This is a genomic window from Acetomicrobium hydrogeniformans ATCC BAA-1850 (assembly GCF_000160455.2).
In the GTDB taxonomy this organism is placed as follows: domain Bacteria; phylum Synergistota; class Synergistia; order Synergistales; family Acetomicrobiaceae; genus Acetomicrobium; species Acetomicrobium thermoterrenum.
In genome coordinates this window covers 1,209,262-1,235,508 of record NZ_ACJX03000001.1, presented here as the reverse complement: position 1 = coordinate 1,235,508, position 26,247 = coordinate 1,209,262, and the positions used below count along the sequence as shown (strand labels likewise).

Here is a 26,247-nt window from a genome sequence, read left to right as displayed (position 1 = left end):
CTTAACTTATAATAAATACCTTCTGAGATCGGTGTTCTCCACTAAATCTGCGAGACGCTCGTTGACGAAGGCTTCATCGATTCGCACTTCCCTCTCCCTTAATTCCGGCGCTTTGAAGCTTATATCTTCCAAAAGCTGTTCCATCATGGTATGCAGTCTTCGCGCCCCGATGTTTTCCATCTCCCTGTTCATCTTTGCCGCAAAAAAGGCGATGGCTTTAAGGGCTCCGTCATCGAAAATCATTTCTATGCCCTCTGTTTCGAGCAATGCCTTATATTGCTTGACCAAACTGTTTTCCGGCTCGACAAGGATGCGCAACAATTCCTCTTCTTCAAGGGCGTCCAGTTCAACCCGTATGGGAAACCTGCCCTGTAATTCCGGTATGAGATCCGAGGGCTTTGTTTCATGAAAGGCTCCGGCACCTATAAAGAGTATATGATCCGTTTTCACGGGGCCGTATTTAGTCTGCACCGTCGTCCCCTCAACGAGGGGAAGGAGATCGCGCTGCACTCCCTCTCTGCTCACGTCGGGTCCGTATTTCTGCCCGCCGGAGGAGGCGATCTTGTCCAGTTCGTCTATAAACACTATGCCCTCTTCCTGGACCTTATCCAAGGCTTCCTGAACCACGGCATCCATATCTATAAGCTTTTCCGCTTCCTCCTGCTGGAAGATCTTTAAAGCATTAGCTACGGTAACCCTTTTGCGTTTGATCTTCTTGGGCAAAATGCCGCCCAACATCTCGCCCAAATTCAAGCCCATCTCCTCCATGCCGGCTCCGACGAAGGGGATGTTCGACAGCGGGCTTTCTGCAACTTCGATCTCTATTTCCCTGTCGTTTAACTTCCCCTCCCTTAAGAGTTTTCTAAATTTCTCCCTCGTCGTCCTTTTGGTCTCCCTCTCGGTCTCGTCGGATTCCTCTTCTTCTTCCGTAGAATCGCCGAGCAAAAGCCTCATAAAATCCTGAGGCTGCCTGCTTTTATGCTTAGTCGGAAGGAGGGCATCGAGAACCCTCTCTTCCGCTAGCGTTTCCGCAGCAGCGCTGTTTTCTTCGATCTTTCTGGATTTTACCATGTGCACGGCAATATCAGCCATTTCTCGAATCATGGATTCCACATCCCGGCCAACGTAACCAACTTCAGTATATTTGGATGCTTCGACTTTAACGAAGGGTGCATCCACGAGCTGTGCCAGACGTCTCGCTATTTCGGTCTTTCCCACGCCAGTGGGGCCTACCATTAAAATATTTTTGGGAATTATCTCCTTCGCAAGCTCCTTTGGAAGTCGTTTTCTTCTGATGCGATTGCGCAAGGCAACCGCTACAGCTTTTTTCGCCTTCATCTGCCCTATGACATATCTATCCAAATAGGCCATCACCTGGGATGGCGTAAGTTCGTCCCCTTTAATCACTGCCTCATTCACCTTTTATCACCTCTAATGTGATGATATCGTTCGTATATATGCATAACTCCGAAGCTATCTGCAGCGATCTTTTCGCAATTTCGCCAGCCCCCATGTCGGAAACCTCTATAAAGGCCTTTGCAGCGGCCAGAGCGTATCCCGAACCGGAACCTATGGAAGCTACGTCGCTATCGGGCTCAAGAACATCACCCGCACCGGAAAGCAGAAGTGTCTGTCGCAGATCGGCCACCAACATCATCGCTTCCAGCCTGCGCAGCGCTTTATCTGTGCGCCACTCCTTTACCAGGTCAACTGCAGCGCGCATCAAGTTTCCGCTATGACCTTCGAGATACCTTTCGAAGCGCTCGAGCAGGGTCATGGCATCAGCCGTGCTGCCCGCAAAGCCCGCCAGGACATTTCCTCCTGCAAGACGCCTCACTTTTTTGGCTCCGTTTTTTATAATCTGGTGCTCTAAGGTTACCTGACCGTCTCCGGCCATGGCGACCTCATCGCCCCTTCTCACGCAAATGATAGTAGTTCCTTTAAACATCTTTTTCACCTCTCCCCCTGGGATGGGCATTTATATAACTTTTTTTCAACTGCTCGTAACTGATCTTGAGATATCTTTGAGTGGTGACCAAACTCTGGTGCCCCAACAATTCCTGCAGTACCCTCAAGGAAGCTCCCCCTTCCAGCATGTGAGTTGCAAAGCTGTGACGAAGCATGTGGGGGCTTACGCCTGCTAGCCCAACCCTTTTTGCAGACCTGGAGACGACCCTGTGCACCGTCCGCACGGCAATACGCTCGCAACCGTCTCCGGGAAATAAAGGGCCGCTCAATTTTCCTAAAAAAACCTGCCATTCCCTCAATGCCTTCTGGGCATGCCTTCCCATTGGAACCAAACGCTCCTTCTCCCCTTTACCCTTGACTCGTAACCATCTTTCCTCTATATCCACATCTTCCCAATCCAGGGCGACCAACTCGGCAACCCTCAAACCACAACCGTACAGAAGTTCAAGTATAGCTCTGTCCCTCATCTCAAATTCACCGTTAGGACCGTTCTCGAGCATCATTCTAACATCTTCGTAAGCCAACGCTCTTGGCAGCCTCTTGGGCTCTTTCGGCCCCCTAACACCTTTGGTAGGATCAGAGGTCAGCTTTCCGCTTTGAAGCAAGAAGTTCGTCCAACTTCTCAGCGACGACAGCTTCCTCAACACCGAGCTTTTAGAATATCCATATGCCGCCAGTTCTCTGAGAAAGGCGCGAATGTGAGCCTGCTCGATTTTCTCGACCTCCTCCACACCTTGTGAGATTACGTAGTCGACAAACTGAGAGAGGTCAACTGCGTAATTTATGACGGTGTTGTCCGTCCTTCCGCTTGCATATTTCAAATATTCCAAAAAGGCATCGACCGAGGAAGAAATATTTTCGCTCATGCGCAAATTATATCATATTGCTGAAAATAAAAGTATATTCTGATTAATTGCGTCTTTTCGATAAAATTGACACGAAGAATTGTCATTACATTAAAACAGATCACTCCGGGGTTCCATAAAGGCACGAAGAGACTCCAGTGCTTTACTAGCTATCGCTTCACAACGTCGCCTTTTGTCCTTTATCTTTTTCGGCAGGGGCGGCAACAACCCCAGGTTGATGTTCATGGGTTGAAAGGATTTGGGATTGGCATTGTTCAGATACCATAACAAAGAACCGATGGCAGTCTCCCTGGGCCACGACAGAAGGGCGTTTCCCTTTAGCAAACAAAACACGTTTAAAGCGGCGACCAATCCCATGGCCGTGCTCTCCACGTAACCTTCCACGCCCGCCAATTGGCCTGCGAAAAAAAGATCCTCGAAACCCTTCAACCTCAGATATTCATCGAGCACTACAGGAGCATTGACGTAGATGTTTCTGTGCATAACACCATATCTTGCAAACTCGACTTCCTCCAACCCCGGGATGAGGCGAAAGATCCTGTCCTGCTCGGACCATCTCAAATTAGTCTGAAAGCCGACTATGTTATAAAGCCTTCCTTCTTTATCGTCCTGTCGCAGCTGAACGACGGCGTAAGGCTCTCTCCCGCTTCGCGGATCTTTGAGGCCCACCGGTCTCATGGGCCCATACCTCAGAGCGTCACGCCCTCTTTTCGCTATCACCTCTACGGGCAAACATCCTTCGAAGAAATGCTCCTCTTCGAACTCATGGCGCATGGCCACTTCGCCTTCTATCAGGGCCTCGTAAAAACGCTGATATTCCTCCTCGTTTAGAGGACAGTTAATGTAATCTTCGCCATAACCGTAACGACTGCCGTAGAAAGCTATCTCCATGTTTATACTGTCCCGCAGCACCACAGGAGCGACGGCATCGTAGAAGTACAAAAAATCTTCGCCGACCAAAGCCTTAAGGTCGGAGGCCAGCGAAGGCGAAGTCAGGGGGCCACTCGCAACTATCACAGGCCCTCCTCCGATTTTTTCGACCTCATCCCTTATTATTTCCACCGAAGGCATCGACCCTATCCTGGAGGTAACCTCTTCGCTGAAGGCCTCTCTATCCACGGCAAGAGCCCAACCGGCAGGAACTTTATGCTGATCAGCGCATTTTATTATCAAACTATCAAGCTCTCTAAGCTCGGCCTTTAAAATGCCAGCGGGGCTTGAAAGCACGTCGGAACCGAGGGAGTTGCTGCAGACAAGTTCAGCAAATTTCGATGTCCTGTGCGCCGGAGGATATTTATTGGGCCTCATTTCGTAAAGCCTTACCTTAATTCCTCTCTTGGCGAGCTGATAGGCAGCCTCGCTTCCCGCAAGACCTCCCCCGACGATAGTCACCGCCAAATTATCTTTCTCCAACGGCTCCGGCATCATCGGGAATTTCCTCCTTTTCATATCCGCAATCGGCGCACTTTACTGCCTTTCTTTTAACCACAAAAGGGCCGCCGCACTTGGGACAAATTTCTCCGGTGGGCTTGCTCCAACTTACGAAATCGCATTTGGGATATCTAGAGCAGCCATAAAAGGGCCTTCTGTTTTTTGAACGAAGGAGCACCACCTTGCCTTCGCCGCACTTGGGACAGGGTATGTCTAAGCTGTTTTTGAAATTTCTCGTATATTTACAATCAGGATAGGCCGAACAGGCTATAAATTTACCGTAACGGCCGTGTTTTACGATTAACTGGGCACCGCAAAGGGGACACTTTTCGTCTATAGTTTCGACGGGCACTTCCACCTTGGCCACGTTTTGGACGCTTTTTAAAATGCCCTCAAAGTGAACCCAAAATTCCCTGACTACCGAAAGCCAAGATGCCTCGCCCCTCTCCACTTTGTCCAGCTCATCCTCCATCTTCGCCGTAAATTCGACATTGATCAGAGACTGAAAGTGTTCCACCAAAAAGGAATTTACCGTAATCCCAAGCTCCGTGGGAAAAAGCTTCTTGGCTTCGTCTCTCTCGACGTAATGTCTGTCGTAAAGCGTCTGTATTATTGTCGCATACGTCGACGGTCTGCCTATTCCCTTCTCTTCCAAGACCTTAACTAAGCCCGACTCCGTATATCTGGAAGGCGGTTTAGTGAATTTTTGTTCTTTATCGAGTTTCAACAACTTCAGCAGCTCTCCGACCTCCGCCTCGGGCAAGATTTCCTCCTTCATTTCCAGCGGCCAAAGCCTGCTCCAACCGTCGAAAATCAAGGTCACTCCGCTTTGTCTCAAGGTGTAAGGCCCTGCCTCCACCTCCAGGTTAGTCCTGGCCACGACAGCGGGCTCCATTTGGGAAGCCAAAAAACGCTTCCATATCAGCTCGTACAAGGCCTTTTGATCTTTCGTCAAGTGAGTTTGTATTTCTTCGGGCACCAAACGGACATTAGTAGGCCTTATAGCCTCATGAGCATCTTGAGACCGCTCCTTGGATATATACTGATGAGGTTTTTTCGGCAAATACCTTTCTCCGTAGTTTTCCTCTATGAACTTGCGAGCCATAGCTATACCTTCCGGAGCTATGCGCAGGCTATCTGTCCGCATATAGGTGATCAGACCCACAGGCCCCTGCCCGGGCAGATCGATCCCTTCGTATAAGCTTTGGGCTACGCGCATGGTCTTCTGGGGAGAAAAACCAAGCCGTCTTGCCGCTTCCTGTTGGAGGGTGCTGGTCTTAAAGGGCGGAAGAGGGTTTCTCTTGCCCTCCTTCGTATCGAACTTCGAGACCACATAGGACAAAGACAGCAATTCGTTATATGCGGCCTGGGCATCGATGGCATTCGTAACCCTTATGTTTTTTCCGTCCTTCTTGGCAAGCTTTAGCGAAAACTGTCCCCTTTCCCCTTCTGCCACTGCGGCAATGACCCAGTATTCCTGGGGGACAAAGGCCTTTATTTCCGCTTCCTTCTCGCAAATAAGCCTAAGGGCTACCGATTGAACCCTGCCTGCCGAAAGCCCGGCCTTGATCTTTTTCCACAGCAGAGGGCTCAAGCTATAACCCATGAGCCTATCCACAAGCCTTCTGGACTGTTGTGCGTCGACCTTATTCATGTCTATCGGTTCGGCCTTAGAAAAAGCCTCTTTTACGGCTCGGGGCGTTATTTCATACATACGAACCCTGCAAGGCTCTTCGCAAGATATGGACAATAGATTCGCCAAATGCCAGGCTATTGCTTCTCCCTCCCTATCCGGGTCAGAAGCAAGCAATACATTCTTTGCCTTCTGAGCAGCCCTTTTAAGCTCTCGAACCAACGGACCCTTACCTCTGACGAGGATGTATTCCGGCTCGAAATTATTTTCTATATCGACACCCAATCTGCTTTTGGGAAGATCTCTTACATGCCCGTTACTTGCCTTTATATCATATTTACGACCGAGTATTTTTTTCAAAGTCTTAGCTTTAGTAGGTGATTCGACTATCACTAAAGTTTTATCCGACACCTTTTTCACCTTCCATAAAAGCGTTTGCTCCCCATCGTCCCGGCCCCGTCGCTGAGACCAGGCCCCGAGACTCAAGTTTTGTCAACATAGTAAACACCTGGGCAGGCGTCATTTTACATTCTAGAGAGATATTGTCAACAGTCCTATCGCCCTTCTCCCTTAAAAGCCCGTAAACACGCCTTTCCCCATCGTCCAACTCCGCCAAAGACACTTCGCTTTGTCCCTTTACCAAAAACCCTTCGGGAGAGCCCTTCATCAAATGCACGAAAGAATCAACATCGATCAATGGGTACGCTCCATCAAATATCAGCAGATTGGAGCCCCTGGCCACTCCTTCGTTGATCCTTCCGGGAACAGCCCAAAGCTCCACTCCGCATTCCATGGCAATTCGCCCCGTTATCATGGCCCCGCTTTTGATGGGTGCCTCTACCACTACGACCACCTCAGCCAACCCAACAATGATCCTGTTGCGCTCCGGAAAATTCCACGGCATGCCCTTCGTCCCGAGGGGGTATTCAGAGACCAGGGCTCCCCTTTCCTTCAAACCCTCAAATAGGGTCTCGTTTTTGGCAGGATAAAATACATCCACTCCCGTTCCAAAGACAGAAAGGGAAACTCCTCCGGCTTCCAGAGCTCCCCTGTGAGCTCTTGCGTCTATTCCGTAAGCGCCGCCGCTTACGATGGAAAAACCCTCTTCGGCCATTCTAAAAGCCAACTCAAAAGCAACCTTTCCACCGTAGTTGCTGCATCTTCTCGTGCCCACCAAGGCCACGGCAGCTTTGTCTAATCTAGGATTGTTCCCCCACCAATAAAGCAACAGAGGAGGGTCGGGCAATCGATCCAGGGAAGAGGGGTAACCCTCCTCTCCCCACACAAGAATTTCGATGCCCTTTGCACGACATCGCTCCAGTTCCCTGAAATGCCAACCCTTAGACAGCATCTCATACCATCTTTGTATGACGCGCTCCGATCTCGTAAATTCCCTTATCGCAGAGGGAGAGGCAGCCAGGTCAAGCAAGGATACGGATTTGCATTTCAAATCGTTTATCAAATGGCCGTTGAATTGCCTTAGAGCGTTCAATGCAAGAAGGATCGATAATTCCTCATCTTTCAAAGAAATAACCTCCTCTATAGGCCAGCGCTTCAGCAAGGTGGGGCTCGTCGACCGATTTATCTCCAGCGAGATCGGCTATGGTCCTTGCAACCTTGAGGACGCGACTGAATCCTCGCCCAGTAAGTTTAAATGCAGCGCCAAGCGACTTGAGAAAGGCCCTGCCGTTTTTAGACAAACCAAGATGCTTCTTTATCATGTTTTCGCTCAATTCGGCATTGCACTTCACGCCAAAGGAGCTCCATCTTTCAATCTGAAGCTCTCTGGCCTTTATCACCCGCTGTCTTATTTCGAATGAACTTTCGCCAGCTCCGTCCAATTCCAGCAATTCATCGGGCGTAAGCCTCGGTATCTGCAACCGAAGGTCAATACGGTCCAATATGGGACCGGACAGCTTTCTCGAGTACCTCTCTATATCGCCCGGCGAACACGTGCAGTTTCTCGCAGAATCGCCCAAATAACCGCAGGGGCAGGGATTAGATGCCGTTACGAGCAATACCGAAGCGGGATAGACAACACTTCCGGCCGCCCTGCTGACGGTTATACATCCGTCCTCCAGCGGCTGTCTCAGCGCCTCCAGTACGTCCCTTCTGAACTCGGTTATTTCGTCCAGAAAAAGTACACCCCTATGTGCAAGGCTGATCTCCCCCGGCCTTAGATCCGATCCTCCGCCGCAGAGTGCTACCACGCTTGCGGTATGATGCACAGGTCTGAAGGGTCTGGTCCTCTCGACTTCGATCGAGACCCCTCGAGCGCTTCTTATCCTCATAACCTCTATCAATTCTTCATCCGAAAGAGGAGGAAGAATGCCGCGAAGGGCCTTGGCCAACATGGTCTTGCCCGAACCCGGAGCGCCGATTAAAGCCAAATTATGATGGCCCGCTGCAGCAATTTCCATGCCCCTCTTGGCAGCGACGTGTCCCTTTATGTCGGCGAAATCCGGCTCAACTTCGACCACCTTCGCCTTGGGTAGAGAGAAATCGAGCTTCTTCAGCCTAATCTCGCCCCTTAGATGTGAAAACAGCTCCGCAATGTTCGAACAACTGTAGACTTCAACCCCTTGGACCATGGACGCTTCCGGGGCATTTCCTCGGGGGACGAAAAGAGGAAGGCTCATCTCGCGGGAAAGGAAGGCTGCGGGCACTCCGCCCTTGACCTTGCGCAAACGTCCGTCCAAAGCCAGCTCTCCCATGAAAATCCCACTGACGTCCTTTGGTATAAAACCGGCTTCTCTGGCAATACCGACAGCCATGGGCAAGTCAAGGAGGGCACCCTCCTTGGGTAAATCAGCCGGCGCCAGGTTTACAGCTATATGACCCTTAAGCTTAATCCCCAAGGTTCCCAGCGCAATGCGCACCCTTTCCCGTGCCTCTTTGACTGCGGTATCGGCTAAACCAACAATTGATATGGAAAATAAACCTCCGGTAACGCATACTTCTACTTCTACAGGAAGAGCATCGATACCTCTCAAGGTAAGACCGTAAATGCGATTCATCTATATCATTCCTAACGTAATATCTTTGATGTACTCACACGCATATCCTTTTGCGACGTCACCGCCCAACGTTATACCCATAACATCCAACCTCCAGGGGCCATCCCATTCAAGCCTCTCTACCAGCAGACTGCCCGCGCGAAGAAGCCTTTTTACCTTTCTGGGACCGACGCTTTCTGTGGGAGACTGCACCTTTCCCTTCGTGCGCACCCTGACCTCCAGGATCACCAACTCATCGCCGTCCAGGGCGACAATGTCAAGCTCGCCTCCCCTGAAAGTAACGTTTCTCATCAAAATCTCATAACCCATCCGAGACACTATGGAAGCGGCCAAATCCTCCCCCCAGCGCCCCAAGTCCTTTTTACTTTTTCTATCCATCTTTCCCGAGTACTTCTCCTCCAGCAGAATCGATTTTACTGAGGAAAACCAGTATCCTGGCAACGGCAAGATAAGCTTCTTCCGGTATCTCCTCCCCAAGGTTGACACCCAAAAGGACCGATACCAACAGGGAATCTTCCACGAGGGGTATCCCCCTCTTTCGAGCTTCGTCTATTATCTTTTCAGCTATCCATCCTCTGCCGGATGCGATTACCCTGGGCGCACTGTCCAATTTTTTGTCGTAACGAAGGGCTGCAGCTTTTTTGATATCCCCTTTTTCTCTATCCACCGTCATGCCTCCGCCTCAAATCCCTGATAGGCTACATTTCTGATTTCTTTTATCGGACCCAGATTGAGATATATCAACTGAAGAGACAAACTTTTTAAGGCCCTCTCGAGATGGGGCAACTCCTTGGAGATAAGCTCTTTAACGACATCGTTTTTAGGGCGCAAGGTCACCCCGTAGGCATCGTCAGCAAAAACCAGCTCACCTTCCACAAGACCGATATTATGACCTTCGAAATGAAACAAGAGTTTAACGGCCTTTTTTGGTTCTTCCTGTGAGGAAATCCAGATCTTTACGCTTTTATCGCCGTCCAGATGAAAAAGAAGTGGCAGAAAATTATAGGGATAAATTACGTTTTTCAGAGGGCGCGCAAGGAGCAGCAGGGATTTGAGGTATTCGGTAGCTTCCGAATCTTTCATTTCCTCCGGATTTTTAAGTGTGTCTTTTATATGCTTTTCGTATTTTCTGATTTCTACGTCAGTCAACCCCAAATACCACGAAAGTGTTTTAACATTGGCTTCGTCCAAAGGTAGGCCTCGTGCGTAAAGCTCGATCAAAATAGAAAGGATATCGTCGCTGCTGGCCATTTTCATCAACAAAGAAGAAAGCGCTTTGATGAGGCCTTCAGTAACCGGAAGCTGCCTGTCCAGCAAAGCCTGAAGGATGGATCGTTCAAAGTCTGTCAGCTTTTGATGCAAAGCCATCTCGTCCTGTTTGATCTTCAGCAGAGGAGGTATGTGCGTAGAATCCCATATGCCGACAAAACGCTCCCCAACCTCAAGGTCAAGAGAAGAGGCTGCATGCATCCGTTGGCCCTGTATCTCAACTATGTACCCGTCACCCCTTTTTTCGAGGACCAGACCTTTAACCAAAGAACCGTTTGGGATTGCCGAAGAAGGTCGTATTGCCGACAATTCCTGTGCATTGAATTTAGCGAATTCCGGCCCCTGAACGTTACCGGTCATCGTCTTTCACAACTTTCCATTTGAATGTTTTTCTGTGAATGGGAGAGGCGCCCATTAACGCCAAAGCTCTCCTGTGTTCCTTTGTGGGATAGCCTTTGTGCACGGCAAAGCCATAATCCGGATAGAGCTTATCGTATGCGCACATCACCCTATCCCTTATGACTTTAGCGACGATAGAGGCAGCTCCCACTACCAGGACATTTTTGTCCGCCTTTGGCAAGGCTTTTTGGGGGAAGGACAAATCGGGTATTTTTTGATTGCCGTCTACAATCACGATATCGGGCGACAGGGGAAGAGAAGAAACCGCCTTTTCCATGGCCCATAAAGTCGCTTGGAGGATGTTTGCTCTGTCGATAAACCACGGATTCGCAGCCTGGGCTCTATAGACAAAACCATAACGCAGAAGAAGGAGAAATATCTCTTCCCGCCTCTTTGAAGACATAGCCTTTGAATCAGTTACACCCACAGACTTCAGCAGAGACATCTTTTCCCTCGTAGCCGCAACGGCTGCGGCGACCACAGGCCCGGCCAAAGGACCTCTTCCAGCCTCATCGACCCCTACCACGATCATTTTAAGGCATCTCCAGCGTAAAGGAACCCAACTTGCCGGTGGCAAAGCGTTCGAGCAAATATTGACCCGCTCTCGTCAAGTCTACATCGCCTCCAGAGACAAGGGCGCCTATTTTACGACCAATCTCGGCGAGATATTCTGCCACATCTTTATCTTCGGAAAAACTCAAGGAAAACTTTTCAAGCAACCTGGAAATTGAACCTGAAGAGCGCAAAAACTCCAGCAGCTGGAGGGCTAACGTCTCATGATCTCCCACGACATCCGCCTTGGAACATCCAAGCCATGTCAGCATCACATGGGTTTCTCGATCAGCCTTGGGATCCAGGATTCCGGGAGAATCGACGACTAGCAGATTACCCGATCTGTACCACGATACTCCCCTGGTTATACCCGGCATTCCTCCCACCTTGGATGCCTTTTTACCGATCAGAGCGTTGAGCAACATGGATTTCCCTACATTGGGTATACCTACGATGGCAACCCTCAATTCCCTCCACTTCGGCCGATTTTTGCATATTTCAAAAAGTTTGCCCGTCAACTTTCTTGGAACTCCCCTCCTCAGGTTCAATGCGAATGTAGGGTAAAGCTTGGACAACTCTTTAATCCAGAGTTTCGTCTTTTCCTCCTCCGCTAGGTCTCTTTTGCTCAATACTACACAAACAGGCTTCAGCTTGGCCAGCTCACCTATAAGGGGAGAAGAAGTAGTAAAAGGGGCTCTGGCATCCCTTACCTCTAAAAATACATCGACTTGAGAAGCCAGTTCGGCCAGCCTTCTTCTCCCTTTTTCCATATGACCTGGATACCAGACCGTCCTCGCCATCACTTGGGCACCCCTATTCTGCTTAAGGGCCAATAACGGAAAAAGGCGGGGCCGAGCAGGTAATTTCTGGGGACAAAACCCCAAAAGCGACTATCCTGCGAATTTGGACGATTATCGCCCATCATGAAATATTGCTCCCTTGGGACTGTCGTCTTCTCCATGCTGAGAAAGTCCCTGTTCTTCACGTAAGGCTCTTCGATAACTTCTCCGTTTATATAAACTACACCGTTTTTTATCTCGACAGTTTCGCCGGGAAGAGCTATCAATCGCTTTACGAAATCCCTCGTCGGATCGAGGGGATATCGAAATACCACTATTTGACCTCTCTTGGGTTCAGTAAAGCGATACCAAAACTTCGCCACCAATACCCTGTCGCCCGGCATTAGGGTAGGTATCATTGAACCGCTGGGAATCCAGAATGCCTGAACCACAAAAGTCCTCAAAACCAAGGCCAAAATCAATGCCCAAATCAAAGTCTCGATTAATTCTCTCCACCATGGCTTCATGTCGATAATTACACCCCACAAGATTATTGGCTAAACTTCGTCACATGAATGTCTTTATAACCCTATTCAATGCCCAAAATCAAGAGGAAATGTCAATTCTTTGGTGGATCCTTTTTGATCGTTATATAACAATAGGGAGAAATAACTATATATCCAAGTTTTTTGGAACTACTTCCCGGACCTATGGTCACCTTCAACGTCAAACCGGGAGTGAGCGTATGCCATTTAGGGGAATACACCGAAAAACTCTCCGACGCGCTCATCCCTCTGAAATAACAGCTTCTACCCGTATCAAATACTTTTTCATCGAGAGTGTCAAGCCATTGGATCCGCAGCGTGTCTGTGGAAGCAGAACGGGTCGTATATTTAAACATGAAAGGCCTGTCGGTTTGGGCTGCTTCGATAAAGATGCCCTGAATCCATATGTGAGCCTTTTTGAATTCTATGAGAGCGAATACCTCTTTGGCCGCGCTGACGGCCATTCCAATGCCGCCAACAGTTGAAGAAAAAATGAAAATTACTATCAACAGCTCGACAAGGGAGAGCCCGTTTCTTGGCGAAAAAAACAGGACCCTCTCTCTTGAGAGGAGGGTCCTGTACGTCTTTGAATTTTTAAGACTCATGTGTTGCCATTTTGCCTAGATCGAGCGCTTTCATGTTATCATCGAGAAACTTCGCAGGACTTAGCTTGGAAACAGCATCCTTTACCTCGTCGAAAGAGATGCCCCCTAAGTTTAAAGCACCCGTGGCACCCAAAATCAATACGTTCAAAAACAGATAATTACCCTTCATATGTTCGTTCAATATTTCGTATCCCTTCAAAAGAAAGGTGGAAATATTTCTTTTTGTAAGGTATTTCTTCAGGCTCTCGTTTTGAAAGACCTCCATCTTATGGACATTAATTATGCCGTATCCTCCATTTTTCAGGAAGTGGAGATTTCTTATCGCCTCGTTTTGATCGAAGGCCAGTAGCACGTCGGCATCGCCGGCACTTATCAATGGGCTTTTGTATGATCCTACTTTAAAGTGACTGATAACGGAGCCTCCACGCTGAGCCATACCGTGAACTTCGCTTCCAATCACGTTTTCTCCTCTTTTTATTGCTATCTCCCCTAAAACGCGACTGGCAAAGAGTATTCCCTGCCCGCCAAGACCAACTATGATGTATTGCATTACTTTCCCTCCTCCGATATGACCTGGATAGCCCCATGGGGGCACACATTCACGCAAACGCCGCATTTGACGCAAAAGCGTTCATCTACGTAGGCCTTCTTGGAGCTTTCGTCGAAAACCAGGCCGGGACAATTGAAGAAGTTTATACAGAACTTGCAACCTACACACGTCTCGTCCTCGACGCGAACGGGAACCTTGGGTTGTTCTTGTCTCAGCAGCATGCAAGGATGGCCGAAGATAACCACCGCCGGCTCCTTATGATCCTTTGCATATTCCCACGCTTCCTTGAGCGCCTTTACTCCTTCGTCTATATCATAGGCTTCCACCCTCTTTACGAACTCTACGCCGCAGCCTTTGACCGCCCTTTCTATGGGCACTATCCTGCCAGAGTCGCCTTTCCTAAGTTTTTGGCCCGTACCTGGATGGGGCTGACCTCCCGTCATGGCCGTCACATGATTATCGAGAATTGCCAATACAAAGGCATGTTTGTTGTAAACCCCGTTTACTAGCCCTGGCAAACCCATGTGAAAGAAAGTGGAATCTCCTATGGTAGCTACAACGGGACGCAACTGGCCATCGACCTTGTGGGCCAGATAAAAACCCGATGACTGCGTTACCGAGGCACCCATGCATATGGAGGTATCGACAGTTTTCTGGTTAACTCCCAAGGTGTAACATCCTATATCCGAAGGATATATTCCGTCGGGAAAGGCCTTCCTTATGGCGAAAAAGCTCGCCCTATGAGGACATCCCGGGCATAGCATCGGGGGTTTGGGCGTTATCTTTAATTCTTCTATCGCCTTCTTCAAATCCTCATCAGCATCGCGAGTGCAAGTTTCACCCAGAGCTTTGCAAACCAATTCCTCCACCACTTCAGGTGTCAATTCGCCGGCTCTGGGCACATAGCCGTTCCATCGCCCCTTCACATTTCTGCGGTCAGTGATCTGAAGTTCTATTACGGGATAGGTCTCCTCAAGTAACAAAACATTTTCGTGGCGGGCTATAAAATCGTTTACGAGATCCACTGGCAGGGGGTGGGGTGTGCCTATCTTCAACACCGATATATCCTTTCTGCCCAGCTTTGCCAGCAAATCCATCACTACTGCAAAGGATATTCCTCCCGCAATAATACCAAGTTTGGGTTTTTCCTGCGCCGCTACCTCAAAGTTGTACTTCGAGAAGTTTTTCGTAAACTCCTCTCTTACGGCATCCATCTTTTGGTTTAGCTTAGGATGGGTCGTCTTTACGTGGGCGGGAAGACAAACCCAACGCTTTACGTCCTTTACGAATTTGGCCGGCCTTTCCAGCCTTAAGGGATCGTTAAGCTCCACATCCTGTCTGCAATGATCGACTCTCACCGTAGGACGCAACATCACCGGTATCTTGTGCCTTTCGGACAACTCAAAACCATCTTTTACCATTTCCATGGCTTCCCTCGCGGAAGAAGGATCCAAGACAGGAACCTTGGCAAACAGACCGAACAATCTGCTGTCCTGTTCCGTCTGGGAACTGTGGGGCCCGGGATCATCGGCTACGATCAACAGCATGCCGCCTTCAATGTCAAACTGAGCAGCGCTCATAAAGGGGTCAGCTGCAACGTTAAGACCAACATGTTTCATTGCGACACAAGACCTTTTCCCGGTAAAGGAGGCGGAAATCGCGACTTCGTACGCCACCTTTTCGTTCGTGCCCCATTCCACAACCGTTTTGGTATCGAGCAAATCGGCGAATTTCGCTATTGCCGGCAAAATTTCCGATGAGGGCGTGCCGGGATAGGCACAGGCTACCTCACACCCCGCTTCAACAACAGCCCTGGCAATCGCCTCATTGCCAAGCAGAACAGCCCTTTCAGTTGCCATTCGCATACACCTCTCTCGCCATTTTATTCTTTCAACAGATCCATGAGCTTGCTGTAAAAAGGCTCTGGTTTTTTGACCAACTTCCCTCGTCTGTCACAAAACCCGTGTTTGGTAAAGCCTTCGGCAAGAAGTTTGTCGTCACTATCACGATAGATTTTAAATTCAAAGGAAAGGCTGTGAGGTTTTATTTCTTTCAAAGAGGTCTCCACTCTAATGAGATCGTCATAGTGAGCAGGGTGTTTGTATCTGCATCTGACCTCGACAACGGGCATGAAGATTCCCTTTTCTTCCCACTCTGTGTATGGCATTCCGAATTCCCTGCAGAACTCGGTCCTGCCCATTTCGAACCACGTCAGGTAATTGGCGTAATATACTACTCCCATCTGATCGGTCGCGCCGTAAGGCACCCTAACCGTAAGAGACGCGCTTAAGGACATTGTTTCCATCTCCTAGCCTGAAATGTAATGTACGCACAATAAAAGGGTAGCAGATCTATCATACCACATAGATCGATAAATATTCCACATGGGCTTGCAAAAAAATATTTACAGCAAACAGCAAAGCTATGGAGGACAAACTAGCGACAATTTGTGCTATGCACCGCCATTATGCACTCACCACTTACAACATAATATCCCAATTCTTTTAATTTTTCCTCAAGCTGTGGGTTTTGGGCACCTGGTTGGAACCATATAATCGGTTTATAGGCAATCTGCTTCAGTTCATCCAACAAAAATCCCTGATTTTTAGGACCTATGAATACCAAAAGGATATCGATGGCTTCCGGAATACCCTTTATCGAAGAGTAAAAGTCAAGATCGAAGATCTTAAGGCCCATATATTTCGGGTTTACGGGATAAATCACAAATTCTCTAGATTTTAAATAAGACAGCACTCTGGAGACAGGCTTTCCCGTTTCGACCGTAGCTCCCAATACGGCCACCTTGCAGGGGGAACATACGTATTCTTTTATTATCCTTTCCCACTCCATTCGCTCGCCCTCCTTTTGTAAAATCTTTGAGGACACGCACGGTGTTCCTCGTTTATCTTCAACCTCCTCCCAAACCTTCCGTCACTGTCAACCTAAAATCAGTGACAGGCGTATCGACGTAAATCGTAGCTGCCACCTCCGTTTCCTCTCCGGGTAAGAGGGACACCCTTCTTGCCTTAAAGGACCGTTGTACCAATAATTTGTCCTCCTGTCCGTAAATGGTCACGATAAGCCCAGGCCCCTCGATCTCCCTCGATGAGACGTTTTTGATAGTCGTATTTAATTTAAAAACACCTTCTTCCCCGCTGTATTTAAAGGAGGACGCCACCAAAACTAAGGAATCGTTTTTCTCTTCAGAAAATAGAGGAACCGCAAAAACCAAAATTACAGGGACAATCGCCAATAAAAATAACGCAATCGATAGTTGTCTTCGTTTTTTCATAATATATCCCCCTTTTTTTCAGGTCATCTATATAAACTCTGGGGTCAGCTAGGAAAATCCCAGTTTTATTTTAATCGATAAAGACGATTGGTGGCATTAAGTCCTCGCACCTTGACTTCACGAACTGCGTAGTAGTTGCTATAATGGCTTGTGCGGAGGACTGGCCGAGCGGTCGAAGGCGGGTGACTTGAAATCACTTGTGCCGCAAGGCACCGGGGGTTCAAATCCCTCGTCCTCCGCCATTTTGTAAGCTCGAATTCACCACACGAAGGAGAGACGAAATGAGCGACCTTGCAATAGGAATAGATATAGGCGGACACTATATAAAGGCTGCACTGGTTGAAGGAGACAAAATACTTCGAAGGTGGGAAGAACCAACCTCCGAGGGAAGAACCCTTAAAGGGGTTATCGAACAACTTCAACGTATCGTCGAAAAACTGGAACCTCCGGGTTACATGCTCTCCGTCGGGATTGGAATTCCCGGTTTTTTGGACCTGCAACGGGAGCACCTCGTTCTTTCTCCCAACTTTCCCAATTGGAAGGGCATTCCCATCAAATCCATGTTTGAAAAGAATTTGCAGAGAAGGATTGCAATAGAGAATGACGCCAATTGTTACGCTCTGGGCGAGCAAATGACCGGGCTTGCCAAGGGACTTAGCAATTTCATCGTTTTAACTCTGGGGACGGGAATTGGCGGAGGAATAGTTTTGAACGGCAGATTGCTGATGGGAGCTCACGGCTACGCAGGAGAACCAGGACACATGGCCTTAGGCGACGATGAGCGTTGCGGATGCGGATGCCTCGGACATCTTGAAGCTATCGGAGGCACCGATGCAATCGAAAGAAAAGCAGGCCGCAACGACTTGCCCGAAGACATGAAGATACTTTGGGCGCGAAGGAAAGAGCCGGAGGTAGCACGAATCATAAACCCCTCTTTAGAGGCAATAGCCAAAGCTATCGCTTCGATGGTTCATCTCTTCGACCCCGAAACTATCATCTTGGGAGGGGGGCTCAGCCGAGCAGAGGGACTCCTTGCCGTCTTGGAACCCTTAGTCCACAAACATATCGTTCCCCTCTACAAAGGCGCCTTCTCTTTGAAGATCAGTTCCCTGGGAAACGACGCAGCCATATTTGGAGCCGCTTCCCTCGTAAGCGAGGAATCACCTGCATCCTCCTGACCTGTTTGCAACGACTTCAAGCTTTGGGTGAACTGTCTTTTCCTCTTCCCTGAGCTTCTTCAACTCCCGTCTAATAGCAAAAAAGGCCAATATCGACCCGCCAAGATCGGTAGCCGGGAAAGCCATCCATATGCCATCCAAGCCCAAAAAACTCGGCATGATCAATACGGCCGGGTAGCAAATGCCAAGCTGACGGACAAGCTGAATGAACAACGCCTCACGAGCTCTCCCTAAAGACTGGAGAGTATAGGAAGTGACCACGAATACGGCAGCAGCCGGTAGAAAGATGTAGCCAACCTTCAATGCACGTGAGGTCATATGGATTAACGTTAAATTATCGTTGCAAAAGATTTGAACGATTCTCCCGGCAAAAAACTGAGTGGAGAACCAGGAAAGAGAAAAGACCAACAGACAAGCCCCAAGGGCGAGCAATATGGCCTTTCTAACGCGTTGATACAAGCCTGCTCCGTAATTGTAACCGATTATTGGTTGAGCTGCCTCGCTTATGCCGAGGGCCGGCAGAAAGAATAGTGTATCCAACGTGAGAAATATACCTACGGAGGATACGGCCAAATCTCCCCCAAGTCTCAGCGCTCTTTGATTTAAAAGCACCAACAACACAGCAAAGGATATTGAAGTTATACAGGGAGTTATCCCTATCGACAATATAGAACCCATTAAGGAGGCTCGTGGTTTTAAATTCCTATATTTAATCTTAAGTACGCTGTATTTAAGATAATAAATTGCAACCCACAGGCATGACAGGAATTCTGAAATTGTCGTACCCCAGGCGGCACCCTTTATTCCCCAACCTAAGTGGCAGATAAAAAGCCAGTCCAGGAAGATGTTGACCCCCGTTCCCAGAACCAGGGTACCCATTGCCCACCTGGGCGATCCTTCAGCCCTGATCAATGAGTTAAGGACAAAGGAAATCACAAAAAAGGGCATCCCGTACAACACGATGACCATGTAATCGCGAGCTGGGCCCAAGATTTCTTCGCTTGCACCAAAGAGTTTCAAAGCCGACTCAAGGGACGAAGCCATGCCAAGACAGATAAAGATCGCAATAATAACGGATAGGGTAAAGGCATTCCCCAAGGTCAGCTCAGCCCTCTTTTTCCTGCCGGCGCCCAAACTCCTGGAGGCAATCGAAGCCGCCCCCACGCAAACCAAAAGACAGAGGGCAATGGATAACTCGAAAAGAGGAAAAGCCACCGTAACGGCAGCAAGACCCGTCTCGCCGACGTTTTGCCCTATGAAAATTCTATCAACTATGTTATAGAGAGCATTCGCAAACAATCCCGCAATTGCCGGAAGCGAAAATGCCAAAAGAAGTCTGCCTACAGGTTCTTTGCCGAGTCGTTCTGTTTTTTCGTCGACATTGATCATCCAATTCCCCCTTTCGTGCTAAAATGCATACAATATTCGCCCATTGCCGTAACCCTATTATACCACATGCATCAAAAGTAGCGAAGACGTCCTCACACCATTGATACAATACAAAGCGACGTGATATGATTAATACATTAGAATTATGTTAAATAATTTAAGGGAGGCGAGGAGAAAATGTCAGAAAGCAAATTCGATTTAAAAAGCGCACTTGCCTATGCAATTCACGCTGAGATTCAAGCAAACGAATTCTATACAACATGGGCAGAAAATGCCAGGACACCGGTCTTGAAAAAGGAAATATCGGAACTTGCCGACTGGGAAGATACGCACAAAAAGACGCTATCGAAATACTATCAGGAGTTATTTGGCGAACCCTTTACTCCGGATCCAAATGTAACGGTTGATCCTGCCCTGCGCGTGCAGGCCGACGAATTTAAAGACTACTATTCCTTATTGCGGCTAATATCTACGGCCTACCTTTCGGAGATGCGAGCAGCAGAATTTTACGAAAAACTGGTAGAGGAAGTGGATTCCCAAGAGACCAAGGCAATGTTCAATGACCTGGCGAAAATGGAAAGAGGCCATATGGATTTCGTGAAAAAACGCTACGACGAACTTAGGGGTGAATTGGAAGGAAGATTGATGCTATAGACACGCCAGGCCTTGCAAAAGTTTGGCAGATCAAATAAAATAAGTATTGCCAAACATTTGTCAGGAGGTGGAACGTATGTCGGAACTGACGGGAAAACGTTTTCTCTTCTTCGTAGATGAAGAATACGAAGATCTGGAGCTTTGGTATCCCAAAATCAGATTGATAGAAGAAGGCGCCGAAGCAGTAGTTGCGGGTCCTGAAAAGGGAAAGTTGTACAGGGGCAAACACGGTTATCCCTGTAAAAGCGATGTGTCTTTCGAGGAAGTCAACCCTGACGACTTCGACGGCATAGTCATACCGGGCGGATATGCCCCCGACAAGATCAGGAGATATCAAAAGGCTCTCGATATCGTAAGAAAGCTAAATGAAGCCAACAAAGTCGTGGCTTTCATCTGTCATGCCGGTTGGGTTCCCATTTCGGCCGGAATACTCAAAGGAAAGAAAGCCACGTCAGTCGGAGCGATAAAGGACGACATGGTGAACGCCGGCGTGAATTGGGTAGATGAGGCAGCAGTAGTGGACGGAAACCTCATAAGCAGCAGAACACCTAACGACCTTCCCCAGTTTTGCAGGGCCATCATCGAGAAAGCCTCACCGAGCGGCTGTTGTCGTTAAAATAAAAAAGGGGGCGTGAGCGCCCCTTTTTTTATTCCCTCGACGGCAAAACCTGCCTGCTCAATTTAACAGCACAAAGTTTTCCGCACATGGTGCAAGCTTCCCTGTCGCTTGCAAGGTGTGATTTAATTCGGACCAATTCCGGATCCAAAGCCTCGGCGATCATCGATTCCCAATCCAAATTTCGTCTCGCCAACGATATCCTTCTGTCCCGGTCACGAGCACCTTTAACGTCTTTAGCAAGGTCACCAACGTGAGCTGCTAATTTCGAGGCGATCACTCCGAGATATATGTCATTTTCATCGGGAAGACCGAGGTGCTCCGCCGGAGTCACGTCGCATAGAAAATCGGCTCCCGCCGATGCAGCTATTGCTCCGCCTATCGCTCCGGAAATGTGATCATATCCGGCTGCTATATCGGTAGGAAGAGGCCCTAAAACGTAAAAAGGCGCCTCGTCAGTGAGACGTTTTTCAAGCTCTACATGAGGTTTTATGTGCTCTATCGGCACATGTCCCGGACCTTCTATCATGGCTTGCACTCCCCAATCGTTAGCCCTCCTCGCTAAATGAGCTAAGACCATCAGCTCCGCCAATTGGGGTTCGTCTATGGCATCCGCTATGGCTCCCGGCCTAAATCCGTCTCCCAGACTTAATACTACATCATAACGTTTGGCTATCTGAAGCAAATCATCGAAGTATTCGTAAAGAGGGTTTTCCTGTCTCGTTTTTTCCATCCAATACAACAGGATTGAACCTCCTCTGCTCACGCAGGGCATGATGCGCTCTACACCTCGCAAAAACTCCATCGACTGTCTGTTGATTCCGCAATGTACTGTTATATAATCGACACCTTGACGACACTGTTTTTCAATAGAGGAAAACAACCTCTCGACGCTAAGGTCCTCCAGAGGTCTGTCCTCCCTTGCCAATTCACTCGCCACGGCATAAATTGGGACAGCACCCACCATTATGGGCGATTTTTCCAAAAAGAACGCCCTTGCTGAATCAAGGTCGCCTCCCGTCGACAGATCCATGATGGAATCCGTACCGGCATCGAGGGCAGCATTCAACTTACGACCTTCAAGCTCAAGGTCGCAGCATTCGTCGCTGGTGCCCAAATTGGTGTTCACCTTGGTGGAAAGACCTTTCCCTATGCCCTTGATCCTTCTAATATCGTGGTTGACATTCTTGGGAATAACGACTTTGCCATGTGCCACCAAATCACGAATAGTTTCTGGCGCAAGGCCTTCATCGTCTGCGACTTTCCGCATTTCCCCACTTATGATGCCAGCCATTGCCATTTCAAGTTGCGTACTCAATTAAAAATCCCTCCCGCTATTTTTTATGGGAAGGGAAAGGACATCACAAAAGTTCTTCTTTTGTCCGCCATTCCCTCCGCCAGCATTACCTGGATCAGGTTCTAGGGGTTCTCTCTCAGCTCACGCACATGAGCGCCCCCTGGCTTTTACAAATATAACATATTTTCATAAAAAAGTTTATGGAACAACGGAAAAAAATCGCTATAACCACTTACATATTATTATAAGTTCATTATGCGACATCGATCATTCCAAAAAACACGACTCTGCAAACGTTTCTGGTAGGGTCCAAAAAAGGATATAAACTCTCATGATTTGGCACTAACCAAAGATATAGCTCCCCCTTAACATAAAAGCGAAAAACTTACGAAAAGGGGGAACTTGCAGTGAAAAACCAAATCAACTTCACCGACAAAGAAAAGCTGGCAAAGCAATTCGTCGGAGGAGTCATCATGGACGTGACAAACAGCGAGCAGGCCAAAATAGCGGAGGATGCGGGCGCCGTGGCCGTTATGGCCCTAGAAAAGGTGCCTGCAGATTTGCGAAAGGAGGGCAAGGTGGCTCGAATGGCCGACCCTACAAAGATATTGGAGATAAAAAATGCCGTTTCCATACCGGTTATGGCCAAAGTGCGCATAGGACATTTCGTCGAGGCGCAGATCCTAGAAGCACTTGGAGTAGACTTCATAGACGAAAGTGAGGTCTTAACACCTGCCGACGACGAACATCACATAAACAAGAGAGAATTTAAAACTCCTTTTGTTTGCGGTGCCCGCGACCTGGGAGAGGCCCTGCGTCGAATTGCCGAAGGTGCAACTATGATCCGAACCAAGGGGGAAGCCGGCACGGGCAACGTAATAGAGGCAGTAAGGCATGTCAGAACAATCTATGCCCAATTGAAGAAGCTTTTATCGGCAAACGAAGAGGACCTGCCAACCCTCGCCGGTGAGCTGCGCGTTCCCTTGGAATTGCTGGAAACGTGTCGCGCAACAGGAGGGCTTCCCGTCGTCAACTTCGCAGCTGGCGGAATCGCCACTCCTGCCGATGCCGCTTTGATGATGCAACTGGGCTGTGATGGCGTCTTCGTTGGAAGTGGCATCTTCAAATCGGAGAATCCTTCGATAAGGGCAAAAGCGATAGTAAAAGCCGTCGCAAACTTTAAAAAACCCGGAGTTTTGGCAGAGGTATCAACAGGACTCGGAGAGGCCATGGAAGGAGTTTTAATCTAACGCATCAGAAACAAAAGTGTCGAAGAGGCATAACAGGGATCACAAAGGCATAATCAAAAGCAAAGTCAATGGATGTTGTCAAAGATGTCCAAAGGCTTATCGACACACAATGAACAAAGAGCTTATTACAGCAAGAACAATAGAGAAAAACAGCTTTCCCTGAAATGCCTCTTCATAAAGCTAACGGCTAGAAATTATCTCATTTCCAACATCAATGCCTTTTTGTAGAATCTTAGCGTTTATATCCCGTATTTTTGGCGAGAAAGCCTCGGCCAAGGTTTGAAACAACGCCTCAGTCGAAATCGCCTTTAAGGAGCTAGCAACTATCCCCAGGGAAAGCACGTTCGCGCTCCTGGAAGAACCCATTTCGATGGCAGTCTTCGTTATGGGAAATCCGACAAATCTCGAATCCAGCTTGTATTTTGACGCGTCAATCAAGCCGGAATCGTAAACCACTTTGCAGTTTTTGTTTTCTATATCAAGATACCGAACCAGGGCTTCCTCGGCCAAAATGACGACGATATCGGGGCTTAAGGCATAAGGGAAGAGAATCTCGCCGTCAGAGATTACAACGTCCGTCTTTGTAAAGCCTCCCCTGGCCGACACTCCGTAAGCCTGCGTCTGAGAGGCCTTCAGCCCGGAAGCTACGGCAGCCTCGCCAAGCAAAGTGCCGGCTAAAATCACTCCTTGACCACCGATTCCCGCAAAAATAACTTCATATTTCATTGACGATCACTCGCTTTCAAGCTCGTTCCTTGCCCGAGACTGTATTACCCTGTAGCGGGACAGGAAGGAATGTCCTTTTTTATCGACAAATACTCCGGTGACGAACTTTTCCTTAAGGTCTTCTTCGGATAAGTCCTTTACGCGCTCTATGGGTATCGACTGTTCCTTCAGCCATTTCAGCATTTCCGGCGCTTTGGAGAGCTTGTTATACCTTCCAAAATAGGTCGGACAGGGAGATATCACTTCCACCAGGGAAAAACCTTCGTGAGAAAGGGCCATTCCGATATATTTTTCTATCGTTGTCGCATGATAGACGGTCGTTCTGGCGACGAAACTTGCTCCGGCCGTCTCCGAAATACGACAAACATCGAGCGCCGGCTCCGGATCACCGTACCAGGATGTAGACGTCCTGGAATAAAGCGGCGTAGTGCAGGAATATTGGCCGCCCGTCATTCCGTAGTTAAGGTTATTGGCTACCAAGGCGACGACGTCTATGTTCCTGCGCGAAGAGTGAATCAAATGATTTCCTCCGATTGTCGCGCTATCGCCATCGCCCATCAAAGCTATGACCTTCATAGATGGATTTGCCACCTTTATGCCCGTTGCGACGGGCAAAGCTCTCCCGTGTGTAACGTGAACCGTATTGGCATAAAGATAATCATCGGCTTTACCCCAACAGCCGATCCCCGTAACTACAACGACATCTTTCGGAGCAAGGCCGCCCTTTTCGAAGGCATAAAGCATACTCTTCAAGATCACCCCGTAGCCGCAACCGGGGCACCACTGATGGGGCAGGTTTTCTTCCCTCAAAAAGGCCTTCCAGCTGACTTCGCACGATCTTTTGCTCATAACGATACCACCTCGCCCAAGACTTGGATAATTTCCTTAGGCGTCAGGGGTTCACCGTCATAACGATTTGCCCCAAGGACCGGAATTTCGTCGGGAACGGCTTTTCGCACTTCACCGATTATCTGACCCATGTTCATCTCGGGAACGATTATCCCTCGCTTGCCCTTGGAAATTTCGCTAATATATTCTGCAGGGAAAGGCCATACCGTCTGAAGCTGTAGTACGCCTACGCTCAGTCCTTCCTCTTTCGCCTCTATCGCAGCCTGCCTGGCCGCCCTGACGGCTCCGCCGAAACAGATCACCAGATATTCGCACTTCGTTACGTCAAATTCTCTGTACATTATAATATCATCTTTATTTTTCTCTATTTTGTCGTAAAGCCTCTTGATAAGTTTCCTAGCCTCCTGAGGAGAACTTGTGGGCAAGCCCTTTTCGTTATGGGTCGAGGAATGATATCTGGTTAAATAATCGCTGCCCGGCGTGACCATGGGAGGCACCAGATCGTCGTCGGCTTTGTATGGCAAATATTCTTCAAGCCCTTCAGGGGGTCTCTTTCTGTTCACGATCTCGACTTCATCCCTTAAACGGAGAACGCAGTTTTCGCGCAAGTGACCTACCGTTTCGTCGGCCATGAAAAGGACGGGGCATCTGTACTTTTCAGCCATATTAAAGGCTTGAACCATGAGATCGAAGCACTCCTGCACAGTGGCAGGAGAGAGGGCGATCACGGAGTGATCCCCATGGCGTCCCCAGCGGGCCTGCATGATGTCTGCCTGAGCTGGGCGGGTGGCCAATCCTGTGCTTGGGCCTGACCTTTGGACATTGACTATCACACAGGGAACCTCTGCCATGATGGCCAGGCCAATGTTTTCTTGCATCAAGGAAAAACCTGGCCCCGATGTGGCTGTAAAGGCCTTGGCCCCTCCAATGGATGCACCTATTATGGCAGCAATGCTTGCGATTTCATCTTCCATTTGAAGATAGCAACCCCCTATCTGAGGGAGCTTTCTGGATGCACTTTCGGCCACCTCTGACGAAGGGGTTATGGGATATCCGGCAAAAAATGTCGCCCCCGCCAGGAGTGCACCCTCCACTATAGCCTCATTGCCCAACATGAATTTAACTTTTTTCTTCACTATCATGACACTCCTTCGGTATTACCTCAATGGCAAAGTCGGGGCAGCGCAATTCGCAAGTTCCGCAACCTATACATTCGTCAATCCTCTCCGGGATTGGATGTCCGAGCTCGTCGCCTTCAAAGACTTTCTTGGGGCAAAATTCTATGCAAATTTCGCATCCCTTGCATCGTTCCCTTCTTATCCTAATTATGAATTTCTTGCCCTCAGCTATTTCAATCTCGCCTTCATGGGAATGCATACTTT

The 26,247-nt window shown here is 48.7% G+C and carries 29 protein-coding genes, 1 tRNA gene and 1 riboswitch; of the genes, 5 read left to right on the top strand and 25 right to left on the bottom strand.

Annotated features, from left to right (window positions below):
* Positions 1 to 6: 6 nt before the first annotated feature.
* The 19 genes from hslU to HMPREF1705_RS05940 all read right to left on the bottom strand — a co-directional run bounded on the left by hslU (position 7) and on the right by HMPREF1705_RS05940 (position 16,906).
* Positions 7 to 1,419 carry an ATP-dependent protease ATPase subunit HslU gene (hslU, locus tag HMPREF1705_RS06030; RefSeq protein ID WP_071804897.1) on the bottom strand — a complete coding sequence of 471 codons (1,413 nt, stop codon included), beginning with the start codon at positions 1,417 to 1,419 and terminating at the stop codon, positions 7 to 9.
* Positions 1,412 to 1,948: an ATP-dependent protease subunit HslV gene (gene hslV / locus HMPREF1705_RS06025; protein WP_057940800.1), complete on the bottom strand. Its 537-nt coding sequence runs from the start codon at positions 1,946 to 1,948 to the stop codon at positions 1,412 to 1,414. The genes hslU and hslV overlap by 8 nt, the downstream gene beginning before the upstream one ends.
* Positions 1,941 to 2,834: a tyrosine-type recombinase/integrase gene (locus HMPREF1705_RS06020; RefSeq protein WP_057940799.1), complete on the bottom strand. Its 894-nt coding sequence runs from the start codon at positions 2,832 to 2,834 to the stop codon at positions 1,941 to 1,943. Before HMPREF1705_RS06020 ends, hslV begins: the two co-directional genes overlap by 8 nt.
* A gap of 90 nt (positions 2,835 to 2,924) precedes the next feature.
* Entirely contained in the window at positions 2,925 to 4,262 is a 1,338-nt protein-coding gene (trmFO, locus tag HMPREF1705_RS06015) for a methylenetetrahydrofolate--tRNA-(uracil(54)-C(5))-methyltransferase (FADH(2)-oxidizing) TrmFO (protein WP_071804895.1), read from the bottom strand.
* Positions 4,234 to 6,309 carry a type I DNA topoisomerase gene (gene topA, locus HMPREF1705_RS06010; RefSeq protein ID WP_242603550.1) on the bottom strand — a complete coding sequence of 692 codons (2,076 nt, stop codon included), beginning with the start codon at positions 6,307 to 6,309 and terminating at the stop codon, positions 4,234 to 4,236. The genes trmFO and topA overlap by 29 nt, the downstream gene beginning before the upstream one ends.
* Positions 6,299 to 7,423 (bottom strand): DNA-processing protein DprA, encoded by a 1,125-nt coding sequence (dprA, locus tag HMPREF1705_RS06005; protein ID WP_057940797.1) that lies wholly within the window; start codon positions 7,421 to 7,423, stop codon positions 6,299 to 6,301. Before dprA ends, topA begins: the two co-directional genes overlap by 11 nt.
* The gene (locus HMPREF1705_RS06000; protein ID WP_057940796.1) at positions 7,413 to 8,915 is read right to left on the bottom strand and encodes a YifB family Mg chelatase-like AAA ATPase; all 1,503 of its coding nucleotides are present in this window, start codon (positions 8,913 to 8,915) and stop codon (positions 7,413 to 7,415) included. Before HMPREF1705_RS06000 ends, dprA begins: the two co-directional genes overlap by 11 nt.
* Positions 8,916 to 9,293, bottom strand: coding sequence for a YraN family protein (locus HMPREF1705_RS05995; protein WP_057940795.1), 378 nt, complete (start codon positions 9,291 to 9,293; stop codon positions 8,916 to 8,918).
* Complete coding sequence (locus HMPREF1705_RS05990; protein ID WP_009201705.1) at positions 9,286 to 9,588, bottom strand: EscU/YscU/HrcU family type III secretion system export apparatus switch protein; 303 nt, start codon at positions 9,586 to 9,588, stop codon at positions 9,286 to 9,288. The genes HMPREF1705_RS05995 and HMPREF1705_RS05990 overlap by 8 nt, the downstream gene beginning before the upstream one ends.
* Positions 9,585 to 10,544 carry a hypothetical protein gene (locus HMPREF1705_RS05985; RefSeq protein WP_057940794.1) on the bottom strand — a complete coding sequence of 320 codons (960 nt, stop codon included), beginning with the start codon at positions 10,542 to 10,544 and terminating at the stop codon, positions 9,585 to 9,587. The genes HMPREF1705_RS05990 and HMPREF1705_RS05985 overlap by 4 nt, the downstream gene beginning before the upstream one ends.
* Positions 10,534 to 11,115, bottom strand: a complete 582-nt coding sequence (locus HMPREF1705_RS05980; RefSeq protein WP_057940793.1) for a ribonuclease HII — start codon at positions 11,113 to 11,115, stop codon at positions 10,534 to 10,536. Before HMPREF1705_RS05980 ends, HMPREF1705_RS05985 begins: the two co-directional genes overlap by 11 nt.
* Before the next feature lies 1 nt (position 11,116).
* Positions 11,117 to 11,935, bottom strand: a complete 819-nt coding sequence (locus HMPREF1705_RS05975; protein WP_057940792.1) for a YlqF/YawG family GTPase — start codon at positions 11,933 to 11,935, stop codon at positions 11,117 to 11,119.
* Positions 11,935 to 12,441, bottom strand: coding sequence for a signal peptidase I (gene lepB, locus HMPREF1705_RS05970; protein WP_009201709.1), 507 nt, complete (start codon positions 12,439 to 12,441; stop codon positions 11,935 to 11,937). Before lepB ends, HMPREF1705_RS05975 begins: the two co-directional genes overlap by 1 nt.
* A 92-nt stretch (positions 12,442 to 12,533) precedes the next feature.
* Entirely contained in the window at positions 12,534 to 13,064 is a 531-nt protein-coding gene (locus HMPREF1705_RS05965) for a type II secretion system protein (protein ID WP_057940791.1), read from the bottom strand.
* Complete coding sequence (locus tag HMPREF1705_RS05960) at positions 13,054 to 13,614, bottom strand: 2-oxoacid:acceptor oxidoreductase family protein (protein ID WP_009201711.1); 561 nt, start codon at positions 13,612 to 13,614, stop codon at positions 13,054 to 13,056. The genes HMPREF1705_RS05965 and HMPREF1705_RS05960 overlap by 11 nt, the downstream gene beginning before the upstream one ends.
* Positions 13,614 to 15,473, bottom strand: coding sequence for an indolepyruvate ferredoxin oxidoreductase subunit alpha (iorA, locus tag HMPREF1705_RS05955; RefSeq protein WP_009201712.1), 1,860 nt, complete (start codon positions 15,471 to 15,473; stop codon positions 13,614 to 13,616). The genes HMPREF1705_RS05960 and iorA overlap by 1 nt, the downstream gene beginning before the upstream one ends.
* Positions 15,474 to 15,496: 23 nt before the next feature.
* Positions 15,497 to 15,910, bottom strand: coding sequence for an acyl-CoA thioesterase (locus HMPREF1705_RS05950; protein WP_040348227.1), 414 nt, complete (start codon positions 15,908 to 15,910; stop codon positions 15,497 to 15,499).
* A 140-nt stretch (positions 15,911 to 16,050) separates the two neighbouring features.
* A complete protein-coding gene (locus tag HMPREF1705_RS05945; protein WP_071804893.1) occupies positions 16,051 to 16,464 on the bottom strand; it encodes a CoA-binding protein in 414 nt (137 codons plus the stop codon).
* Positions 16,465 to 16,522: 58 nt separating this feature from the next.
* A complete protein-coding gene (locus HMPREF1705_RS05940) occupies positions 16,523 to 16,906 on the bottom strand; it encodes a DUF3426 domain-containing protein (protein WP_009201715.1) in 384 nt (127 codons plus the stop codon).
* Between the two features lie 154 nt (positions 16,907 to 17,060).
* Between HMPREF1705_RS05940 and HMPREF1705_RS05935 the strand changes: the two genes are divergently transcribed.
* Together HMPREF1705_RS05935 and HMPREF1705_RS05930 are read left to right on the top strand one after the other, a co-directional pair.
* Positions 17,061 to 17,148 (top strand) — tRNA-Ser (locus HMPREF1705_RS05935).
* 39 nt (positions 17,149 to 17,187) lie between these two features.
* The gene (locus tag HMPREF1705_RS05930) at positions 17,188 to 18,084 is read left to right on the top strand and encodes an ROK family protein (RefSeq protein ID WP_009201716.1); all 897 of its coding nucleotides are present in this window, start codon (positions 17,188 to 17,190) and stop codon (positions 18,082 to 18,084) included.
* Here the strand turns inward: HMPREF1705_RS05930 and HMPREF1705_RS05925 are convergent.
* On the bottom strand, positions 18,067 to 19,473 hold the full coding sequence (locus HMPREF1705_RS05925) for an MATE family efflux transporter (RefSeq protein ID WP_009201717.1): 1,407 nt from the start codon (positions 19,471 to 19,473) through the stop codon (positions 18,067 to 18,069). The genes HMPREF1705_RS05930 and HMPREF1705_RS05925 overlap by 18 nt on opposite strands.
* Positions 19,474 to 19,650: 177 nt before the next feature.
* Here HMPREF1705_RS05925 and HMPREF1705_RS05920 point away from each other — a divergent pair, with 177 nt between their 5' ends.
* Positions 19,651 to 20,127, top strand: coding sequence for a ferritin family protein (locus HMPREF1705_RS05920; RefSeq protein ID WP_009201718.1), 477 nt, complete (start codon positions 19,651 to 19,653; stop codon positions 20,125 to 20,127).
* A gap of 76 nt (positions 20,128 to 20,203) precedes the next feature.
* The gene (locus HMPREF1705_RS05915; RefSeq protein WP_009201719.1) at positions 20,204 to 20,743 is read left to right on the top strand and encodes a type 1 glutamine amidotransferase domain-containing protein; all 540 of its coding nucleotides are present in this window, start codon (positions 20,204 to 20,206) and stop codon (positions 20,741 to 20,743) included.
* 31 nt (positions 20,744 to 20,774) lie between these two features.
* Here the strand turns inward: HMPREF1705_RS05915 and thiC are convergent, their stop codons facing one another.
* Complete coding sequence (gene thiC / locus HMPREF1705_RS05910) at positions 20,775 to 22,061, bottom strand: phosphomethylpyrimidine synthase ThiC (protein WP_242603547.1); 1,287 nt, start codon at positions 22,059 to 22,061, stop codon at positions 20,775 to 20,777.
* Positions 22,062 to 22,114: 53 nt separating this feature from the next.
* Positions 22,115 to 22,211, bottom strand: a riboswitch (TPP riboswitch).
* Between the two features lie 302 nt (positions 22,212 to 22,513).
* Here thiC and pdxS point away from each other — a divergent pair.
* Positions 22,514 to 23,290 carry a pyridoxal 5'-phosphate synthase lyase subunit PdxS gene (gene pdxS, locus HMPREF1705_RS05905; protein ID WP_111089645.1) on the top strand — a complete coding sequence of 259 codons (777 nt, stop codon included), beginning with the start codon at positions 22,514 to 22,516 and terminating at the stop codon, positions 23,288 to 23,290.
* A 180-nt stretch (positions 23,291 to 23,470) separates the two neighbouring features.
* On the opposite strand, the gene HMPREF1705_RS05900 is transcribed toward pdxS, so the two are convergent.
* Genes HMPREF1705_RS05900 through HMPREF1705_RS05885 form a run of 4 tightly spaced genes read right to left on the bottom strand, consistent with a single transcriptional unit; the run spans position 23,471 to position 26,242 of the window.
* Positions 23,471 to 24,016: a 2-oxoacid:acceptor oxidoreductase family protein gene (locus HMPREF1705_RS05900; protein WP_009201723.1), complete on the bottom strand. Its 546-nt coding sequence runs from the start codon at positions 24,014 to 24,016 to the stop codon at positions 23,471 to 23,473.
* Between the two features lie 6 nt (positions 24,017 to 24,022).
* Positions 24,023 to 24,865: a thiamine pyrophosphate-dependent enzyme gene (locus HMPREF1705_RS05895; RefSeq protein ID WP_009201724.1), complete on the bottom strand. Its 843-nt coding sequence runs from the start codon at positions 24,863 to 24,865 to the stop codon at positions 24,023 to 24,025.
* Entirely contained in the window at positions 24,862 to 26,007 is a 1,146-nt protein-coding gene (locus HMPREF1705_RS05890; RefSeq protein ID WP_009201725.1) for a 2-oxoacid:acceptor oxidoreductase subunit alpha, read from the bottom strand. The genes HMPREF1705_RS05895 and HMPREF1705_RS05890 overlap by 4 nt, the downstream gene beginning before the upstream one ends.
* Positions 25,985 to 26,242 carry a 4Fe-4S dicluster domain-containing protein gene (locus HMPREF1705_RS05885; RefSeq protein ID WP_009201726.1) on the bottom strand — a complete coding sequence of 86 codons (258 nt, stop codon included), beginning with the start codon at positions 26,240 to 26,242 and terminating at the stop codon, positions 25,985 to 25,987. Before HMPREF1705_RS05885 ends, HMPREF1705_RS05890 begins: the two co-directional genes overlap by 23 nt.
* Positions 26,243 to 26,247: the final 5 nt, after the last annotated feature.

Bases quoted from the DNA above. Each gene is read 5' to 3' on its own strand.
- HMPREF1705_RS05930 (WP_009201716.1), top strand. From the start codon at position 17,188: ATGAGCGACCTTGCAATAGGAATAGATATAGGCGGACACTATATAAAG.
- HMPREF1705_RS05900 (WP_009201723.1), bottom strand. From the start codon at position 24,016: ATGAAATATGAAGTTATTTTTGCGGGAATCGGTGGTCAAGGAGTGATT.
- trmFO (WP_071804895.1), bottom strand. From the start codon at position 4,262: ATGATGCCGGAGCCGTTGGAGAAAGATAATTTGGCGGTGACTATCGTC.
- HMPREF1705_RS05920 (WP_009201718.1), top strand. From the start codon at position 19,651: ATGTCAGAAAGCAAATTCGATTTAAAAAGCGCACTTGCCTATGCAATT.
- HMPREF1705_RS05945 (WP_071804893.1), bottom strand. From the start codon at position 16,464: ATGGAGTGGGAAAGGATAATAAAAGAATACGTATGTTCCCCCTGCAAG.
- lepB (WP_009201709.1), bottom strand. From the start codon at position 12,441: ATGAAGCCATGGTGGAGAGAATTAATCGAGACTTTGATTTGGGCATTG.
- HMPREF1705_RS05990 (WP_009201705.1), bottom strand. From the start codon at position 9,588: ATGACGGTGGATAGAGAAAAAGGGGATATCAAAAAAGCTGCAGCCCTT.
- HMPREF1705_RS05980 (WP_057940793.1), bottom strand. From the start codon at position 11,115: ATGATCGTGGTAGGGGTCGATGAGGCTGGAAGAGGTCCTTTGGCCGGG.
- pdxS (WP_111089645.1), top strand. From the start codon at position 22,514: ATGGACGTGACAAACAGCGAGCAGGCCAAAATAGCGGAGGATGCGGGC.
- HMPREF1705_RS05995 (WP_057940795.1), bottom strand. From the start codon at position 9,293: ATGGATAGAAAAAGTAAAAAGGACTTGGGGCGCTGGGGGGAGGATTTG.
- HMPREF1705_RS06000 (WP_057940796.1), bottom strand. From the start codon at position 8,915: ATGAATCGCATTTACGGTCTTACCTTGAGAGGTATCGATGCTCTTCCT.
- HMPREF1705_RS05890 (WP_009201725.1), bottom strand. From the start codon at position 26,007: ATGATAGTGAAGAAAAAAGTTAAATTCATGTTGGGCAATGAGGCTATA.
- HMPREF1705_RS05940 (WP_009201715.1), bottom strand. From the start codon at position 16,906: ATGAAAAAACGAAGACAACTATCGATTGCGTTATTTTTATTGGCGATT.
- HMPREF1705_RS05885 (WP_009201726.1), bottom strand. From the start codon at position 26,242: ATGCATTCCCATGAAGGCGAGATTGAAATAGCTGAGGGCAAGAAATTC.
- HMPREF1705_RS05985 (WP_057940794.1), bottom strand. From the start codon at position 10,544: ATGACCGGTAACGTTCAGGGGCCGGAATTCGCTAAATTCAATGCACAG.
- iorA (WP_009201712.1), bottom strand. From the start codon at position 15,473: ATGGCAACTGAAAGGGCTGTTCTGCTTGGCAATGAGGCGATTGCCAGG.
- HMPREF1705_RS05975 (WP_057940792.1), bottom strand. From the start codon at position 11,935: ATGGCGAGGACGGTCTGGTATCCAGGTCATATGGAAAAAGGGAGAAGA.
- HMPREF1705_RS05915 (WP_009201719.1), top strand. From the start codon at position 20,204: ATGTCGGAACTGACGGGAAAACGTTTTCTCTTCTTCGTAGATGAAGAA.
- HMPREF1705_RS05960 (WP_009201711.1), bottom strand. From the start codon at position 13,614: ATGCAATACATCATAGTTGGTCTTGGCGGGCAGGGAATACTCTTTGCC.
- HMPREF1705_RS05895 (WP_009201724.1), bottom strand. From the start codon at position 24,865: ATGAGCAAAAGATCGTGCGAAGTCAGCTGGAAGGCCTTTTTGAGGGAA.
- HMPREF1705_RS05950 (WP_040348227.1), bottom strand. From the start codon at position 15,910: ATGTCCTTAAGCGCGTCTCTTACGGTTAGGGTGCCTTACGGCGCGACC.
- HMPREF1705_RS06020 (WP_057940799.1), bottom strand. From the start codon at position 2,834: ATGAGCGAAAATATTTCTTCCTCGGTCGATGCCTTTTTGGAATATTTG.
- hslV (WP_057940800.1), bottom strand. From the start codon at position 1,948: ATGTTTAAAGGAACTACTATCATTTGCGTGAGAAGGGGCGATGAGGTC.
- HMPREF1705_RS05925 (WP_009201717.1), bottom strand. From the start codon at position 19,473: ATGATCAATGTCGACGAAAAAACAGAACGACTCGGCAAAGAACCTGTA.
- HMPREF1705_RS05965 (WP_057940791.1), bottom strand. From the start codon at position 13,064: ATGAGTCTTAAAAATTCAAAGACGTACAGGACCCTCCTCTCAAGAGAG.